We start from the raw sequence: 17,080 nt of genomic DNA, 5'->3' as shown, positions 1-17,080 counted from the left end.
TGATCTTGAACAACCTGATGGCCTTTGACTGGCGCTTGCCTTTACATCTGCCTTAGACTTTTTAAGCATATAGGCAGTCGAGAATGGGGGCAATATGCCCGCCAGTATTACAATTTTTTCGCAAGATGTCCTCAATTTTTTCGCAACAAACGCCGCCGTTGGGCGGTAAAATAGGCGAAACTGCAACAATAAGAGGTGGCGGGCCGGCGGTTGCGCCACACAACAAACGGCTCTTATAATCGCTCGACGCTATGCAAACGACACCCATTCAACCGGGCGAGCCTGCCGCGCCCGCCGCGCCCCCGCCCGAGCGCTGGTGGACGCTGGCGAACGGGCTGACGCTGCTGCGCATTGCGTTGCTTGCGCCGTTTCTCTATTGCATAAAAGAGGGGCGGTTCGGGCTGGCGGTGATCGTCTTTTTCAGCGCCGGCATCTCGGACTTTTTTGACGGCTTTGTGGCGCGGCGCTTCAACCAGCAATCGGCGCTGGGGCGCTTTCTCGACCCGGCGGCGGACAAGCTGCTGACGACCGCCTCTTACATCGTGATGGCGCTGCCGCGCCAAGGCTTCGAGCCGTTGCCGCTGTGGATGACTGCCTCGGTCATCGGGCGCGACTTGCTGATCCTGATCGGCTCGCTGGCCATCTACTTGACGCTGCATTACAAATCGTTCAAGCCGACGACGCTCGGCAAGGTGAACACCTTTCTCGAAATCGGCTTGATCTTCTGGTTCATCATGTTCCAGCTTGAGGCGATGAAACCGTTCAAGATTCTATTGCCGCTCATGTACGGCATCGTCATCACCTCGGTCGTCGCGTCGGGCATCGAATACGTCTGGATGGGCGCGAAGATTTTTCGCCAGTCGCGCAAGCCCGCGCCGGGCGAGGCCGCGCATTAGAAGCAACGCCGCTCATGGCAAGTAAATCACTGATCCTGACGCTCGGCATCGCGGTTACGGTCGCTGTGACCGTGCTCGCCATGCGCCCGGCCTACCGCGGCACGCGCACGGGCCACGCCGACCAGGATTACATCTCATCGAAGACCTGCCTCGCCTGTCATGCGGAGCATTACGCGTCGTGGGCGCGCACCTATCACAGCCGCATGACACAGGAAGCGCGCGTCGGATCGGTGCAGGGCGATTTCGAGCGCGATAACACGTTCGATTACCTCGGCGTCCGCGCCCGCATGGAGAAGCGCGATGGCAAGTTCTGGATGACGCTCGCGTTTCCCGACGGTCGCACGCAGGCTTACCAGATCGAGCGCACCGTCGGCTCGCGGCGCATCGAGCAGTACGTTACGCGGCAGAACGGCCAGTACCTTCGCCTGCCGCTGGCTTACGATCTGGTCAACCGCCGCTGGATGAGCTTGAACGGCTCGTTCTTTTATCCCGACAGCGACAACTACTTTCAGCACCAGGCGCCGTGGGACGCCAATTGTGTGTTCTGCCACAACGTCAAGGCGCAGCCAAACTTCGACAGCAATCGGCGCTTCAACACCGAAGTCGCCGAACTCGGCATCGCCTGCGGCGCGTGTCACGGTCCCGCGGCAGCGCACGCGGAAGAGGCCGCTTCGCCGCTGACGCGCACCCTCTGGCGCTTTTCCAAAAATGCCGCGACCGACATCGTCCAGCCGCGGAAGCTCACGGCGGAACGCTCGCTGATGGTCTGCGGTCACTGTCACGGCCAGCGCGTCCCTGAGCCCGTAGGCCGCATTCAGGAGATATTGAGCAAAGGCGACCCGTTCAACGCCGGCGACGACCTGGCGCGCTTTTATAAGCCGGTGACGCGCGAAACCGTCATCGAGCGCAAAGATCAACAGGGCCACGATAACTCTTACTCATTCGCCAGCCGCTTCTGGGCCGACGGCTCGCCGCGCCTGACGGCTTACGAGTATCAAGGCATCCTGCGCTCGAAATGTTTCACCGGCGGCGAGCCCAACCAGCGCATCAACTGTCTGACCTGCCATACCATGCACAGCGGCGACCCGAAGGGGATGATCACCGACGAGAACCGCACGAATAAGCCGTGTCTCGCCTGCCACCAGCAGTACGCGCAGCCCTCGGCGCTCGCTGAGCATACCGGCCACAAGACCGATTCAGCGGGTAGCCAGTGCATGACTTGTCATATGCCGCGCGCCGTCTACGGCGTGATGACCTTTCACCCGACGCACGACATCAGCGTGCCGCAGCCGCAGATGACGGCAAGCGGGGGCGTGCCGAACGCCTGCAACCTCTGTCATCTGGACCGCTCAGTCAACTGGGCGATCCGCGAATCCAAACGGCAGTGGCCGGATTGGTATCGCGGCGTTGAGCCGAGCCCGGATGCGCAGTTCGAGCTTGCCGAAGGGCCGCGCATGCTGTTTGCCGGCGACGCGCTGACGCGGGCGCTGGCGGCGGAAGCGATGGGCGGCGAAGGCATGATGAAGCCCGACCCGCAATGGGCCACGCCCTATCTGGTCGAAGCCTTCGCCGACAATTACCCCATCGTGCGCTTCTTTGCGGCAAACGGTTTGGCGGCGAACCGCCGGCCGCTGCCGAAGCCCGATTATCTGGCCGCTGCCGCCGTCCGCCAGGCGGCGCTCGACCACTGGCGCGGCCTCTTTGGCGAGTCCACAAGACAGCAGATCGCGCAGTTTGCCGCCGAGCTGCGCGCCCGCCGCAAAGAGGTTGATGTCGAAGTCGGCGAATGATCGCCTGACCGTCAGTCGTTGGCCACCGCAGTCATTCACTCTGAGGAGGGTTTATGCTCGAAGTCGTCTTGAAGCGCTTTGATAATCCCGACGAGGTGCGGCTGTTTGAGAAAGGCAAGCTGGAGCTCGTCCGCGTCGGCAACATGACGGTTGGCCGAGCGACTTATCAGCCGGGGTGGAAATGGTCCGAGCACGTCAGCCCCATCGCCGGAACGGCGTTTTGCGAAGTCGAGCACGTCGGCATGGTCGTCTCCGGGACGGCCACGGTTGCTTCACCCGACGGCGACATCACCGAGCTTGGGCCGGGGACGATTTTTTATGTTCCGCCGGTCGCCCACGATAGCTGGGTCGTCGGCACGGAGCCTTACGTCTCGCTCCACTTTCTCGGCGCCGATCAATACGCGAAGTGAACGGCTGATCGCTACCCGACCTTGATCCCATGAGCAAAGCGAAACCGAACTCTCCGCCCGACGCCGTGAAACCGCCGGCGGCGCTCAGTCCCGCAGACCGCCTGCTCAGGCAGGGCTGGGCGAGCATCGCCGTATGGATGGCTGTCGGGCTGCTGCTTGAAGGGCTGCTCGGCTACAAGATACCGGCTTACCTGAGCGACCCGCAGCGGCGCGAGCTGTTCCGTCTGGGGCATACACACGGCACCTTGCTCGGCATCCTGCTGGTGGCGGCGGCGCTCGTCCTTGAGCGCGGCGTCACGGTCCCGAAAGCGGCGCACACCGCCTTGCGCAGCGGCGCGGTGCTGATGCCTGTGGGCTTTTTCGTCGCCGGCATCTGGCACGCGGAAGGCGACCCCGGACTGGCCGTCTGGCTGGTGCCGGCGGGCGCTTTGCTGGTCATCTATGCGGCGGTCGCATTCACCCTGGCTCACTTCAAAAAACCTCCAGCCGGCGACTAAAGCAACCCTACTCTGTGGCGCAATCTGATTGCGCATTGGCTCGCGCAAGCTAACCGCCTTGCGCCACATCAATCTCCTACCCCATTCTCCGAAATCTGACTGTTTTACTGAAGATAAACTTGACAATAACACGCTCAAGTATTAAGATAAAGTTGACCTTAAAATCTGGAGGCGTTTAAAAAATGGGCAAAATCATTGGAATTGACCTGGGGACAACCAACTCGGTTGTCGCCGTGATGGAGGGGGGCGAGCCGGTCGTGATCACCAACGCGGAAGGCTCGCGGACGACGCCCTCGGTGGTGGCTTTCACCAAGGATGGCAACCGGCTGGTCGGCCAGGTCGCCAAGCGGCAGGCGGTCACCAATCCTGAAAACACGATCTACTCGATCAAGCGCTTTATGGGCCGGCGCTTTGACGAGGTCTCGGAAGAGATGAAGATGGTGCCGTACAAGGTGACGCAGGCGGGCAACGACGTGCGCATCGTGGCGGGCGGCAAAGATTGGTCGCCGCCGGAGATTTCTGCGATGATCCTCCAGAAACTCAAGCAGGCGGCGGAAGACTTTCTCGGCCAGAAAGTCACCGAAGCCGTCATCACCGTGCCGGCCTACTTCAACGACTCGCAGCGCCAGGCGACCAAGGACGCGGGCCGCATTGCCGGTCTCGACGTCAAGCGCATCGTCAACGAGCCGACCGCCGCGGCGCTCGCCTACGGTTTGGACAAGAAGAAAGACGAGACGATTGCCGTCTTCGACTTCGGCGGCGGCACCTTTGACATCTCGATCCTCGAAGTCGGCGAAGGCGTCGTCGAGGTGAAATCCACAAACGGCGACACCCACCTGGGCGGCGACAACATCGATCAGCGCTTGATCGATTGGATCATTGACGAGTTCCGCAAAGACCAGGGCATCGATCTGTCGAAAGACAAGATGGCGTTGCAGCGCCTGAAGGAGTCGGCGGAGAAGGCCAAGATCGAACTCTCTTCGACGATGGAGAGCGAGATCAACCTGCCGTTTATCACCGCCGATCAGTCGGGGCCGAAGCACCTGGTGATGAAGCTGACGCGCGCCAAGTTCGAGCAACTGGTCGAAGATATTCTGCAACGCACCATCGAGCCATGCCGTGCCGCGCTCAACGACGCCGGCGTCAAGTCGAGTCAGATTGACGAAGTCGTGCTGGTCGGCGGCTCGACGCGCATCCCGAAGGTGCAGCAGATGGTCAAGGAGTTCTTCGGCAAAGAGCCGCACAAGGGCGTCAACCCGGATGAAGTGGTCGCGGTCGGCGCGGCGATTCAGGCGGGCGTCCTGGGCGGCGAAGTCAAAGACCTGCTGCTGTTGGACGTCACGCCGCTCAGCTTAGGGATCGAAACGCTCGGCGGCGTCTTCACCAAGCTGATCGAGCGCAACACGACGATCCCGACGCGCAAGTCGGAAATCTTCTCGACCGCTTCCGACAGTCAAACGTCCGTAGAAGTCCATGTGCTTCAGGGCGAGCGCTCCATGGCGTCGCAGAACCGCACCCTCGGCAAGTTCCATCTGGTCGGCATTCCGCCGGCGCCGCGCGGCGTGCCGCAGATCGAAGTCGCCTTTGACATTGACGCCAACGGCATCGTCAACGTCTCGGCCAAAGACCTCGGCACAGGGCGCGAGCAGAAGATCACCATCACCGCGTCGTCGGGCCTGTCGAAAGACGAGATCGACCGCATGATGAAAGACGCCGAGTCGCACGCCGAAGATGATCGCCGCCAGCGCGAGCGCATCGAGGCGCGCAACAAGCTCGACGGCATGATCTACTCGACCGAGAAGACCTTGTCTGAGCATCGCGACAAGGTTGACGCCGCGACCGTCAGCAACATCGAATCGGCGCTTGCCGAGGCCAAAGGCAAGCTCGACGTCGATGACGCCGACGAGATCAACAAGGCGTACGACAACCTGGTGAAAGCGACGCACACCCTGGCCGAGATCATGTACAAGCAAGCGTCGCAGCAGGGCGGCGGCCAGGCGGGCGGCCAGGGCGGCGACACCGGCGCCGCGGGCGCGTCGGCAGGCGCGTCGGGCGGCGACGACGTGATTGACGCCGACTTCGTTGACGTCGACGACAAGAAGTAAAGGCGTGACAAGTGACAAGTGACAAGAGGGAGCGCGGCGTAGGTTGTTTATCATCTGACTAGCTGGCTCTCTCTTGTCCGGTCTTGTCACTTGTCACTTGTCACTTGTCACTAACCATGCCTGCGAACCACGATTACTACAAAGCGCTCGGGGTGTCGCGCAACGCGAAGACCGACGAGATCAAGAAGGCGTACCGCCGACTGGCGCGGCGCTATCACCCGGACGTCAACCCGGGCGATCAGGACGCCGAAGAGCAGTTCAAGCTGATCTCGGAAGCCTTCGACGTGCTGTCGGACCCGAAGAAGCGCGAGGTCTATGACCGGCTCGGTTACTACTCGGAGCACGCCGCGGCGGCGGGCGCGCCGTTCGACTTCTCGAATTTCGGTGCCGCCAACTTCCGCGACATCTTCTCAGAAATCTTCAGCGGCGTGCGCGGTCAGGCAACGCCGCGCCGCCAGCCGACGCGCGGCGCCGACATCGAGTATGCGCTCAGCCTCACTTTTGAAGAGGCCATGCGCGGCCAGGCGACCAGCCTCGAAATCGAGCGCAGCGAAGCCTGTGCCGCCTGTCTCGGCAAAGGCGAAACGGCCGGCGAGACGGTGACCTGTCCGACCTGCAATGGCAGCGGCCAGCAGCAGCGCATCTTCGGTGGCGCGGCGCGCTGCGCCAACTGCAACGGCTCAGGCAAAGTGCCGCAGCCTTGCTCAAAGTGTCAGGGGCTGGGCATCACTCCGCAGCGTGAAACTATGATGGCGCGCATCCCTGCGGGCGTCGAAACCGGCTCGCGCGTGCGCGTGGCCGGTAAAGGCCATGCCGGTCAGTACGGCGGCCCGCCCGGCGACCTCTACCTCATCACGAACGTCGGCGATCATCCTTATTTCAAGCGGCGCGGCGACAACATCCATTGTGTAGTGCCGATCACTGTGCCGGAAGCGGCGCTCGGCGCCAAGATCGAAGTGCCGACCGTGGACGGCAAGGCGCTGCTGCGTGTGCCGCCGGGCACGCAGTCGGGGCAGAAGTTCCGCCTGCGCGAGCGCGGCGCGCCGAGCTTGCGCGCCGGCGGTGTGCGCGGCGATCAGTACGTCGAGGTGAAGATCACCCTGCCGCCGGTGATCGGCGAAGAGACCAAGGAACTGCTCCACCAGTTTGCGCGCTACAATCAGGACAACCCGCGCGCCGAGATGGGGCTTGAATAGCGGAGGTTGCAATGACCGATGCCCTCGTCTGGCTGACCGTGCTGGCGTTGATCGCCCTGGGGTTCTGGGCGCTCATGCGCGAGCGCCAGCGGTTGAAGAATCGCACCGCCGCCGAGTACGAGCGCGATTTAGCGGACACGCGCAATTCGATGCTGCGCGCCGGTATGCTGGAATTGGATAAGTTCCTGGTGAACGAAAAGGCCAAGCGCGCCGCCGTCGAGATGCTGAAAGACGAACAGCAGGGAATGACCAAAACCGGCGCCAAGGGCGACGACCTTGAGCGCACGGCGAGCGAGTAGCCATGTCGAGAAACAAGAAAGTCAAAAAGTACACGATCAGCGTCGTCGCCGAGCAGTATGGCGTGCACCCGCAGACGCTGCGCATGTATGAGCGCGAAGGTCTGATTAAGCCATCGCGCTCAGAGAAAGGCACGCGCTACTACACCGAAGAAGACATCGAGCAGCTCGAATTGATCTTGAACCTGACGCGCGATCTGGGCGTGAACCTCGCGGGCGTCGAGATCATCTTGAACATGCGCGAAAAGATGCGGCTGATGCAGCGCGAGTTCGAGAACTTTCTACAGTACCTACACGACAACATCGGCCACGAAATCTTCCGCCCCGACGAGCACTCGAAGAGCGCCCTGGTGCCGCGCCGCCGCATCGAGCTGGTCGTCAAAGGCGGCAGGCCGCCTGAACGATGAATGATGAATGATGAATGATGAACTGCCGAGGCAATGCCAGCGCATGAGACTTGTCTCCCTAATTCATCGTTCATCGTTCATCGTTCGTCATTTCTTTTTCTCCCCGCCTGCTTGCTTTCCGCCGGTTTTTCGATATGCTTCTCGCCGTGTTCCTTTCGCTTTTCGCGCCGCCTGAGCGGCGTTCACCGAAGTAGCGAAGATCACAATGGGCCTTTCGGGTTTACGATCCAGTCAAAGCAATAAACGGGGGCGCAAGCGTATGAGTCGGCTTCTCCATCTGAAGAAGGCAATCGGTGTCGCCATGCTCGGCTTCATGCTGTCTGCCAGTCTGTCGGCGCGCGCCGATGATCTTGACAACATCACCTTCCAAGGCGCGGTGCGCGACAGCGCCGGCGCGGCGGTGGTCGGGGCGCGCGTTTCAGCCATTCACACGGCGACCGGCGTCGAGCGCGGGGCGGTGACCGATAGCGAAGGACGTTACCGCATCACGGTGAACGCGCCCGGCGGCTATATGCTCAAGGTGACGGCAGACGGCTTTCGCGAGTCCGACAGCCGCGAAACGACCGTGACCAGCGGGCGCGTCCTGGCGATGGACTTCGCGCTGCAACCATCCGGGGTCAGCGAACAGGTGACGGTGACGGCGAGCAACCCGCCGCTGGTTGACACGACGCGCACCGTCACCGGCGACACGATCACGCGCCGCGAGCTGGACGAACTGCCCATCATTAACCGCGACCCGCTACAGCTGGTCTTCCTGCTCGGCGGCGTCAGTGAAGCGCCGCTTTCGACTGCCGACCTGGCCGACGAAGGGCGCGGCGTCTTTGTGCGTAACTCGCCGGAAGAGGCCGGCATCTTTTCGCTCACCGGCGCGCCGGCAACCTCCAACAACCTGACGATTGACGGGCTCGACAACAACGACGACCGCGGCGCCCGCGAGCGCATCGCGCTCAACCCCGAGGCCATCGCCGAAGTGCAGATCATCACCAATCAGTACGCCGCCGAATATGGCCGCGCCTCGGGCGGGCGCATCAACCTGCGGACGCGCGGCGGCGCCAACGCGTTTCGTGGCGAAGGTTACTTTTACTTCGGCGACGAAGCGCTGAACGCCAACACCTACTTCCGCAACGCGCGCGGCCTGGATCGCGTGCCGCAGCAGCAGCGCCGCGAAGGCGGAATCTTTTCAGGGCCGATCCGCCGGCATCGCGATTTCTTTTTCGCCAGCTACGAGCGGCTCGACGTGACCGACTTTGCCGAGATCAACGCCACCGTGCCGGTCGCCATCAACCCGCTCTTCGCGCTGCCGCCGCCGAATCAACCGGTCAGCGCCGGCAGCCTTGTGGGATTGTTTACCGACGCCATCTCGACGCCCGAAAACCGCAACGTCATCAATGGGCGCGCCGACTTTAATTTCACGGCTTCGCACAACGCCTCGGCGCGCTTCGACGCGCAGCGCGGCGAAAACAAGCGCGGCTTCCCCGGCGGCGCGCGCTTGCTCGATACGCTGCTCATCGAAGGCCGCAACAGCGATTCGATCAGCGGCACCGACAACTACATTTTTTCGGGCCGTCTGGTCAACCAGGCGCGGGCGCAGTATTCGCGCCTGCTGCCGCGCAATCGCGCCGGCGCTGATTCGATCAGCCTCATCATCAGCCAGCCCGAGCGCGTCACTGCCGGCTCGTACACCGGCACCGATGGCTCGCCGGCCTTTGCCAGAGAAGAGCGCCGCTTTCAGCTTCAGGACAACCTGTCGTTGATCTATGGCGCGCACCTGTTCAAAGTGGGCATGGATGTCCAACTGGTGCGCTCGTCGTTCACCGACCTGTTCGCGACCGGCGGCGAGTACACCTTCGCCAGCGTCGAAGACTTTCTCGCTAACCGCCCCGAACAGTTCGTGCAGCGTTTCGACACCGAAAGCCAGTTGTCGAACAACGTGCTTGGCGTCTTCGCGCAAGATGAATGGCACCTGCGCCAGAACTTGACGCTGTCGTTCGGGATGCGCTGGGACAACGAATCGATACTGAAAGACCGCGACAACTTCAGCCCGCGCGTCGCCATCGCCTGGGACCCGTTCGGCGGCAAGCTGTTTCGCAAATTCAAAAAGCTTGCCGAGCCGGGGAAGACCGTCGTGCGTGCGGGCTTCGGCATGTTTTACAATCGCGCCTTGCTCAGAACGATTGATGATTTCTCGCTCGGGCGCTCGACGCTCAGCGTCGATTCGGACATCACGCCGGCGGTTCTCGATTCTGTAAAGTTTCCTGCGCCGATCACCGACCGCTCGCTGGCCGACCGCTTCGGCATCCGCGAAGCGAGCTTCCTGCGCCGCGTCAGCGACGACCTGAAGATTCCCTATACGATGCAGACCGGCCTCGGCGTCGAGCGACAGATCAGCCGCAAGATCGTCGCCAGCGCCGATTACATCTTCACGCGCGGCGCGCACCTGTGGCGCGAATCGAACATCAACGCGCCGCAGGTGCCCGAAGGCTTTGCCGACCTGACGGAGTTTCTGTTGAGCCGCGACTTCGACAACCGTCCGAACACCGCGGGCCGGCGGCCCGTCAGCAGCGCTAACGCCGACGTGGTTCGCTTCGATCTCGGCGCCAACACCTCGACCTCGGCGGGCGCGATTGCCGTCCGCAACGGCGTGCGCATTCTGACGCTCGGGCTCAACACGGCGATGTCTGCGAACATCGCGGCGGCGCTCAACGCGGTGCGTTTCCTGCGCCCCGACCCGACGCTCACGCAGGTTGAGTTGCTGGAATCTACGGGCAATTCGTTTTACCACGGCGGCATCTTTTCGGTGCGCTATGCGGCGGGCCGGCGCATGACGTTTCGCGGCGTCTACACGCTGTCGAAGCTGGTGGACGAAGGCACCACCAACACCGCGTCGCCGCAAGACCTGGCCGACCGTCGCGCCGAGCGCTCGCTGTCACTGCAAGACCAGCGGCACCGCTTCACCTTCAGCGGCATCTTTCAAATTCCGCGCGTCGAGATCGATCTGGCGCCGATTGTCTCGTTCGGCTCGTCGCGCCCGTTCAACATCGGCTCCGGCGTAGATCGTAACCTGAATGACATTGACAACGACCGCCCGAATTTTATCGGGCCTCTGGGTCGCCCCGAATGGCGACGGCCCGGCAGCGCCACTGCTGATGATGTGAAAGCTTTGCTCCAGCTCGCGCCGATTGGTTCGAGCGGCAACCTGCCGCGCAACTTTGGCCGCGGGCCGGGATCACGCTCGATTGATCTGCGCGCTTCGCGAACGGTTCGCGTCAACGAGCATCTACGCCTGCGCCCGGCCATTGACGTCTTCAATCTGTTTAACAACACGACTTTTAATTTCGGCTCTGAATTCATTGACCGCAATGACGCAGACTTCCTGTTGCCGCGCCGCACCCAGCGCCCGCGCACGATTCAGCTCAGCTTGAAAGCGTGGTTTTGAAACAGGAAGCAGGAGGCAGGAGGCAGGAGGCAGGATGACTAGCTTGTATGGATACAGAGATTTGAAGGTCTATCAATTAGCCTATAAGTTGGCGATGGACATCTTCCATGAATCGAAATCTTTTCCTCCAGAAGAACGATACTCGTTGACGGATCAGATTCGTCGCGCTTCTCGCAGTGTTGCAGCGAATATCGCAGAAGGCTATCGAAAGCGCCAGTACAGTAAAATGTTTGTCAGCAAAATGGCCGATGCAGATGGCGAAGCGGCTGAAACACAGGTCTGGTTAGATTTCGCACGTGACTGTGGCTACTTATCCAAAGATCGCCAATTACAACTCACCAAAGGGTACGAAGAGATAGGTAGAATGCTCGGCAGCATGATTGCACACCCAGATAGATTCCAACCCTGATTACTGCCTCCCGCCTCCTGCCTCCTGCCTCCTGCCTCCTGCCTCCTACGTCCAAATGGGCATCTTCGGCTTTTTGTGCTTTTTGAAGTTCGGGTGATTGTCGATAATGCGGTGACATTTTTCCAATCCCAGGGCGATCTTTGAGGCGAGCGCCTGCGGCGGCGCGAGCTTTTCGGCCTGCTCGAACATGCGCAGGGCACGTTCCGGATCGAGCACCGCGAGCGCGCATTCCGCGCCCTGCACCAGCGCCCGCACGGTGTTGGTGTCGGCGGGCCAGGCGTTGCTCAGGCGCTCGTATTCGACCGCCGCTTCGCGGTTCATCGTGGCCTCGTGCAGGTAATCACAGATCACCATCCAGTCACGCGACGGGATGCGCGGGCAGATGGCGTTATCCGGGAATGCCGACAGCAGATTGTCGTAGGCCAGCAATGCCGCTTCCTTGTCGTTGTGTTGTAAGTGATGGCGGATCAAGCGCCCATACATGGCATTGAGCTGATCATAGTTTTGTTGCTTCTCATAGACGTGAATCAGGGCGAGGATGGCTTCGAGGTTGTCGTGCTCTTTCATCAGGTGCGTGCGCAGCTTGCGCTCGGCCATGTCGAGCTTGCCCTGATCCATCATCTCTAAGCCTTCCTGTACGGCCTGCGGCGCGGCGAACGATACTTTGGCTTCGATCTTCGGGTTGATGACGGTCTCTTCATACTTCGTCGCCTTCATCACTCCGGCGAAGGCCGCGCCATAGATAAAGCCGGCGATGTGCGCCGAGAACGCCGTGCCGCCACCATTATTCTTGCGATTGAAATACCAGAGGATGAGGTTCTCGATGAAGTAAGCGATCAAGAACAGGTAACTGGGCACCATCACCACCAGACGCTTGCGGGTCAGCAGGAAGCCGAGGAAATTGCCCGGCCAGAATAAGAGCTTGATCTTGGTGCGCGGCAGGCGAATGAGGAACGCGCCCATGGTCGCCGAGATCGCCCCCGAAGCGCCAATCAGCGGCACCGTCGAGGGTGAAACCATGTAGGGGATGCACGCCGCAATGGCACCTCCCAGGTAAAAGCCCAGGAAGACGCCGCGCCCCCAGTAATCCTCCAGCACGAAAGCAATGGCGAAGAAGAAGATCAAGTTGCCGAACAGATGTTCGTAGCCGCCATGCAGGAAGGCGCTGGTGATCAGTTGATAGATTTTCCATTCGCCGTTGGGCGCAACGCCGAAGCGATAATTGATCGTGCTCTTGCGCGCCTCGACATAGGCCATCAGTTTCTTGTTGAACTCTTCGCGCAACTGTATGGCGTCCGAGGTGGCCAGCCAGGTTTCATACTGGCGTGCCAGCTCCGGGTCCTTCTTCAATTGCTCTTTGATCTGGTCGGCGGCCTGCCTGGGCATAAGGCCGTACTGCACCAGTTTGTTGCGGACGTCTTCGTCGGCCATCAACGCCTCGTTCTTGTCCATAAACTTTTCGAGGTCGCCCAGGCTTTCGACGACTTCCTTCAGGCTCCCTGCCTGCGCCGGCAAGGTCACAAAGTAAGTCAACACACAAATTCCCATGATGGCGAAGGTCACCCAGGGCAAGCGGCGGACAGTCGAGTTTTCGTTGCCGATGGGGATGAAGCTGCCAATGACGGTAAGGAAAATAACAATGGCGATAAAGATGAACAGCTCGAACATGGAGAGACCTCGCAAATCGACGGGGCGGCAACGGAGGGGCATCATGAAGGACCGGCGCTCGCGGGCGCGACCAACAGACTGTGGCGATGATAACAAAGCGGCAGGGGCGCTTCAATACTAATATTCGCGGCGATTTGCCGGTCGGCGTCGAGCGGCGAGGCAGGGCGAGTTGGCCACTTCAGGCGTGTTGATAGTCCACCGCCAGGCTTCATTCATACGGCTCGGTGAATGAAACCTGGCGGTGACTTTTACTATGGCGTGCTGGTGACGGCGGTGGGTTCTTCAGCCGCTTCGGTCTTCACGGCGCTGGCGGCGGGAACGCGCAGCGCGTGCTTGCCCGGCGGCGTCGTGCCGCGTTGCAATTCAGGGTTCAGCTCCAGCAACGCGCCGTAAGAGATGTTCAGCTTCTTAGCCAGCGGCCGCAGGTCTGTCTGCTTGGCGATCAAGCGCGTTTCGTAGCGATAAGGATACGCCGGCGGCAGATCGAAGCCATACTGCTTGGGCGACTTGGCAATCGTCACCACGGCGAGGATCGCCGGCACATAGTTTCGTGTCTCTTGCGCGAGGTGGCCGCTGCGGTGCAAGCGCCAGAAGTCGCGCGTGCCGGCGCGCGCAATCGCCGCGTCCACATTGCCTTCGCCGGTGTTATAAGCGGCCAGCGCCAGCGCCCAGTCGTTGCGATAACGGGTCGCCAGGAATTTCAGATAACGGGCCGCGGCGCGCGTTGATTTTTCCGGGTTAGCGCGCTCATCAACCCAGTAATTCTGTTGCAGTCCGAAACGCGAGCCGGTCGCGGGGATGAATTGCCACATGCCTTTGGCTGCCGCTGACGACAGCGCATAGGGGTTCCAGCCCGATTCGACTTGCGCCAGCCAGATCAAATCCGTCGGCACGCCTTCTTCCTTGAAGACGCGCTCGGCCATCGCGCGATAGCGCACAGAGCGCGCCAATCCGGCTTCCATCGTCGCGCGCCCGCGCCCGCGCGTGAAGTAGCTGATGAACTGCTTGATCGGGTAGGCCGACTCGAAGTTGAAGTTGAAGCGCGCGTTGATCACTTCGTCGTCCGCGGCGACCTCTTCAAGCTCGGCTTCAGAGAGCGAAGCCAGCTTGTCGAGCGGCGATGGCTCGTAACGCTGCTCGCTGAAGCCGCCGTCCTTCTGCTCCATCGAGATGATCTGATAGCGGTTGATCTTTTCGATCAGCTCGCGGTAGTAAGCGCGCAGCTCGTCATCGTTGGCGATATTGATGGGCGCGGTGAGGATGGAATCAACCGCCTCGTCGAACTCGCGGCGGGCCATATCGTACTGACCGCCCTTGTAGGCTTGCTCGCCGCGCTGAAAGTGCAGCCCGGCAGCCTTCTTGGCGTCCTGGACCAGCCCCTGTTTGACCTCTTGCGCCGTCGGCGAATTGTCGGTGTCTGAAGCGAACGCGGCACGCGCGAGCGGTGTGCCGCCGACCAGCGCGGCACACAGCACGAGGATCGTCGCGGTTCGTTTCATTCTCATGAACATGACTTCCAAAACGCGTGGGGCACGGGTGTTGTTCACTTTTTAATTATACCCGAAGAATAGGGAATAGGGGCTAGAGACCAGGGGCTAGCAACATAATTGCAAGATTTCATCATTGGCCGTGATCGTCATCGCGGCGAGCTTCTTCTTGCCCCTAGCCCCGGGCCCCTGGCCCCTGCTCCCTTACTCGTAGCGCAGCGCGTCAATGGGATCGAGCGATGCCGCCTTGCGCGCCGGGTAGTAGCCGAAGGCGATGCCGACCAGCATCGAAAAGACGACCGAAGCGATAATCGAATAGGGCGACACCAGCGTCGGCCAGTTCAGCGTTCTTGCAATGACGATAGACGCGACGATGCCAAAGCCGACGCCGATGAGGCCGCCGACCAAAGACAGGGTGATCGATTCGATCAAAAACTGGCGGCGAATCACGCCGCTGCGCGCGCCAATCGCCATGCGGATGCCGATCTCGCGCGTCCGCTCGGTGACGCTCACCAGCATGATGTTCATGATGCCGATGCCGCCGACCATCAGCGAGACGATGGCAACTGATGCCAGCAGGTTCGTCATGATCTTGCTTGACGCGTCCGCCGCCTCGGCCACGTCTGTGAGGTTTCTCACCGAAAAATCATTGTCCATATTCGCCGTGATGCGGTGGCGCTGGCGCAGTAATTCGGTGATTTGCTGCTCGGCGGTAAAGGTCGCGCTGGCGCTCACCGCCGACACCATGACCTGATGAATCCAGGTGATCGACAGCATCTTCTTCTGCGCAGTGGTGTAGGGCACAATGACCGTGTCGTCCTGATCCTGGCCCCACTGGTTCTGGCCTTTCGTACTCAGCACGCCGATGACACGGAATGGCAGGTTGCGGATGCGCATCGTCTGGCCGATGGCGTCAGCGCCGGCAAAGAGGTTGTCCTCAATCGTCTTGCCGATGACGCAGACGCGCGCCGCCGTGCGCACGTCGCCTTCGGTAAAGAACTCGCCCTTGGCGACCGGCCATGCGCGGATGTCGGGGAACTTCTCGTTGGTGCCCTGGATGCCGCTCGACGCCGCCCAGTTCTGATTGCCGAAGACCAGTTGGCCGTTGGCGCGCACGCCGGGACTGACGGCGCGCACCGCCGGGCATTCGCGCTCGATGGCGTCGGCGTCTTCCGGCGTCAAGGTCGGCGTCGAGCCGGCGCCGCCGCGCATGCCGCCTTGATTGCTGGAGCCGGCCATGACGTAAAGCATGTTATTGCCGAGCTGGGCGATCTGCGATTGAATCGAAGCCGACGCGCCCTGGCCAATGCCGACGACGGCAATCACCGCGGCGACGCCGATGATGATGCCGAGCATCGTTAGTATGGAGCGCATCTTGTTGCGTGACAGCGCCCGCAAAGCGATCCTAAAAGTTCCCCACAGGTTCATTCTTCGTCCTCCTCGTCTTCTTCAGGCGGCGGCAGGCTTTCAAGCTCTTCGCGCGCCGAGCGCATATTCTCAACGCGCTCGTCGCGCTTGATGCGCCCGTCTTTGAAGACGACGACGCGGCGCGCATACTGCGCGATGTCCGGCTCGTGTGTGACCAGCGCGATGGTGATGCCGCGCTCTTCGTTCAGCCGCTGGAAGACGTCCATCACTTCAATCGAGGTGCGGCTGTCGAGGTTGCCGGTCGGCTCGTCGGCCAGGATGATCCGCGGCCGCGTGACGAGCGCCCGCGCGATCGCGACGCGCTGCTGCTGGCCGCCCGAGAGCTGGTTCGGCCGGTGGCCCAGCCGGTCGCGCAGCCCGACCGTGTCGATGACGGTGTCGTACCAGGCCTTGTCCGGCTTCCGACCGGCGATGGCCAGCGGCAGCAGGATGTTCTCCTGCGCGGTCAGGGTCGGCAGCAGGTTGAACTGCTGGAAGATGAAGCCGACGTTGTCGCGCCGCAGCTTGGTGAGGCGGGAGTCGGTGAGCCCGGTGATCGGCACGTCCCCGATGTGGACCTGGCCCCGGGTCACGGTATCGAGGCCGGCGAGGCAGTGCATGAGGGTCGACTTGCCGGAGCCGGACGGCCCCATGATGGCGGTGAAGGCCCCCCGGTGCAGCTCGACGTTGACGCCCCGCAGCGCCGTAACCTGGGCCTCGCCGGAACCGTAGATTTTCCAGACGTCGACCGCCCGCGCGGCGGTCGTGGTCGTGGCGGGCGCGACCGTGATGGACATTGGTTCCCCCTGGAAGAGTCTTCGAAATCGTCGAGTCTCATCGTCGGGGCGCGCGGGCGCTGACACGTCCGCCGCGGGAGGTAGCCGGCCACCGGTTTTCGCGTGGGGTCAGTCCCGGAGCGGGGATCAGGGACAACCCTTGCCCGACCCCAGCCGTCAACCCTTGGCGCTGGGCGTGGGTCAAGGCCCGTGGCGCCTCGGGCCCTGGAGGCCGCAACTTCCCCGAAGTTGCGCCTCGGACTTTGCCGCGCGCCTAGGGCTGCTCGACGGTCTCGGCCC

14 protein-coding genes are annotated in these 17,080 nt (G+C 61.8%); 10 read left to right on the top strand and 4 right to left on the bottom strand.

All coding sequences use genetic code 11. From position 1 onward, the window contains the following. The first annotated feature begins 251 nt into the window (after positions 1-251). The 10 genes from VJ464_00645 to VJ464_00600 all read left to right on the top strand — a co-directional run bounded on the left by VJ464_00645 (position 252) and on the right by VJ464_00600 (position 11,442). Positions 252-896 carry a CDP-alcohol phosphatidyltransferase family protein gene (locus VJ464_00645; GenBank protein ID HKQ03609.1) on the top strand — a complete coding sequence of 215 codons (645 nt, stop codon included), beginning with the start codon at positions 252-254 and terminating at the stop codon, positions 894-896. Positions 897-910: 14 nt separating this feature from the next. Further along, a complete protein-coding gene (locus VJ464_00640) occupies positions 911-2,686 on the top strand; it encodes a cytochrome c3 family protein (protein ID HKQ03608.1) in 1,776 nt (591 codons plus the stop codon). 53 nt (positions 2,687-2,739) lie between these two features. Next, positions 2,740-3,096 (top strand): cupin domain-containing protein, encoded by a 357-nt coding sequence (locus VJ464_00635; protein HKQ03607.1) that lies wholly within the window; start codon positions 2,740-2,742, stop codon positions 3,094-3,096. A gap of 29 nt (positions 3,097-3,125) precedes the next feature. Next, positions 3,126-3,593, top strand: coding sequence for a hypothetical protein (locus tag VJ464_00630; GenBank protein HKQ03606.1), 468 nt, complete (start codon positions 3,126-3,128; stop codon positions 3,591-3,593). A 182-nt stretch (positions 3,594-3,775) separates the two neighbouring features. Next, entirely contained in the window at positions 3,776-5,698 is a 1,923-nt protein-coding gene (gene dnaK, locus VJ464_00625) for a molecular chaperone DnaK (protein ID HKQ03605.1), read from the top strand. Positions 5,699-5,814: 116 nt separating this feature from the next. After that, positions 5,815-6,894 carry a molecular chaperone DnaJ gene (gene dnaJ / locus VJ464_00620; GenBank protein ID HKQ03604.1) on the top strand — a complete coding sequence of 360 codons (1,080 nt, stop codon included), beginning with the start codon at positions 5,815-5,817 and terminating at the stop codon, positions 6,892-6,894. An 11-nt stretch (positions 6,895-6,905) separates the two neighbouring features. After that, entirely contained in the window at positions 6,906-7,193 is a 288-nt protein-coding gene (locus VJ464_00615) for a hypothetical protein (protein HKQ03603.1), read from the top strand. 2 nt (positions 7,194-7,195) lie between these two features. Next, complete coding sequence (locus tag VJ464_00610; GenBank protein ID HKQ03602.1) at positions 7,196-7,597, top strand: helix-turn-helix transcriptional regulator; 402 nt, start codon at positions 7,196-7,198, stop codon at positions 7,595-7,597. A gap of 259 nt (positions 7,598-7,856) precedes the next feature. Continuing rightward, positions 7,857-11,033: a TonB-dependent receptor gene (locus tag VJ464_00605; protein HKQ03601.1), complete on the top strand. Its 3,177-nt coding sequence runs from the start codon at positions 7,857-7,859 to the stop codon at positions 11,031-11,033. Between the two features lie 34 nt (positions 11,034-11,067). Further along, positions 11,068-11,442: a four helix bundle protein gene (locus tag VJ464_00600; GenBank protein ID HKQ03600.1), complete on the top strand. Its 375-nt coding sequence runs from the start codon at positions 11,068-11,070 to the stop codon at positions 11,440-11,442. Positions 11,443-11,487: 45 nt separating this feature from the next. Here the strand turns inward: VJ464_00600 and VJ464_00595 are convergent, their stop codons facing one another. From VJ464_00595 to VJ464_00580, 4 genes are all read right to left on the bottom strand, one after another. Then, positions 11,488-13,110: a rhomboid family intramembrane serine protease gene (locus VJ464_00595; GenBank protein ID HKQ03599.1), complete on the bottom strand. Its 1,623-nt coding sequence runs from the start codon at positions 13,108-13,110 to the stop codon at positions 11,488-11,490. A 251-nt stretch (positions 13,111-13,361) separates the two neighbouring features. Continuing rightward, the gene (locus VJ464_00590) at positions 13,362-14,615 is read right to left on the bottom strand and encodes a lytic transglycosylase domain-containing protein (GenBank protein HKQ03598.1); all 1,254 of its coding nucleotides are present in this window, start codon (positions 14,613-14,615) and stop codon (positions 13,362-13,364) included. A 186-nt stretch (positions 14,616-14,801) separates the two neighbouring features. Continuing rightward, positions 14,802-16,025, bottom strand: coding sequence for an ABC transporter permease (locus VJ464_00585; protein HKQ03597.1), 1,224 nt, complete (start codon positions 16,023-16,025; stop codon positions 14,802-14,804). After that, positions 16,022-16,801 (bottom strand): ABC transporter ATP-binding protein, encoded by a 780-nt coding sequence (locus VJ464_00580; GenBank protein HKQ03596.1) that lies wholly within the window; start codon positions 16,799-16,801, stop codon positions 16,022-16,024. The genes VJ464_00585 and VJ464_00580 overlap by 4 nt, the downstream gene beginning before the upstream one ends. Between the last annotated feature and the right edge of the window lie 279 nt (positions 16,802-17,080).

This window comes from Blastocatellia bacterium (assembly GCA_035275065.1).
Classification (GTDB): domain Bacteria; phylum Acidobacteriota; class Blastocatellia; order UBA7656; family UBA7656; genus DATENM01.
This window is presented reverse-complemented; position numbering and strand designations above follow the sequence as displayed.

Bases quoted from the DNA above. Each gene is read 5' to 3' on its own strand.
- VJ464_00645 (HKQ03609.1), top strand. From the start codon at position 252: ATGCAAACGACACCCATTCAACCGGGCGAGCCTGCCGCGCCCGCCGCG.
- VJ464_00640 (HKQ03608.1), top strand. From the start codon at position 911: ATGGCAAGTAAATCACTGATCCTGACGCTCGGCATCGCGGTTACGGTC.
- VJ464_00635 (HKQ03607.1), top strand. From the start codon at position 2,740: ATGCTCGAAGTCGTCTTGAAGCGCTTTGATAATCCCGACGAGGTGCGG.
- VJ464_00630 (HKQ03606.1), top strand. From the start codon at position 3,126: ATGAGCAAAGCGAAACCGAACTCTCCGCCCGACGCCGTGAAACCGCCG.
- dnaK (HKQ03605.1), top strand. From the start codon at position 3,776: ATGGGCAAAATCATTGGAATTGACCTGGGGACAACCAACTCGGTTGTC.
- dnaJ (HKQ03604.1), top strand. From the start codon at position 5,815: ATGCCTGCGAACCACGATTACTACAAAGCGCTCGGGGTGTCGCGCAAC.
- VJ464_00615 (HKQ03603.1), top strand. From the start codon at position 6,906: ATGACCGATGCCCTCGTCTGGCTGACCGTGCTGGCGTTGATCGCCCTG.
- VJ464_00610 (HKQ03602.1), top strand. From the start codon at position 7,196: ATGTCGAGAAACAAGAAAGTCAAAAAGTACACGATCAGCGTCGTCGCC.
- VJ464_00605 (HKQ03601.1), top strand. From the start codon at position 7,857: ATGAGTCGGCTTCTCCATCTGAAGAAGGCAATCGGTGTCGCCATGCTC.
- VJ464_00600 (HKQ03600.1), top strand. From the start codon at position 11,068: ATGACTAGCTTGTATGGATACAGAGATTTGAAGGTCTATCAATTAGCC.
- VJ464_00595 (HKQ03599.1), bottom strand. From the start codon at position 13,110: ATGTTCGAGCTGTTCATCTTTATCGCCATTGTTATTTTCCTTACCGTC.
- VJ464_00590 (HKQ03598.1), bottom strand. From the start codon at position 14,615: ATGAGAATGAAACGAACCGCGACGATCCTCGTGCTGTGTGCCGCGCTG.
- VJ464_00585 (HKQ03597.1), bottom strand. From the start codon at position 16,025: ATGAACCTGTGGGGAACTTTTAGGATCGCTTTGCGGGCGCTGTCACGC.
- VJ464_00580 (HKQ03596.1), bottom strand. From the start codon at position 16,801: ATGTCCATCACGGTCGCGCCCGCCACGACCACGACCGCCGCGCGGGCG.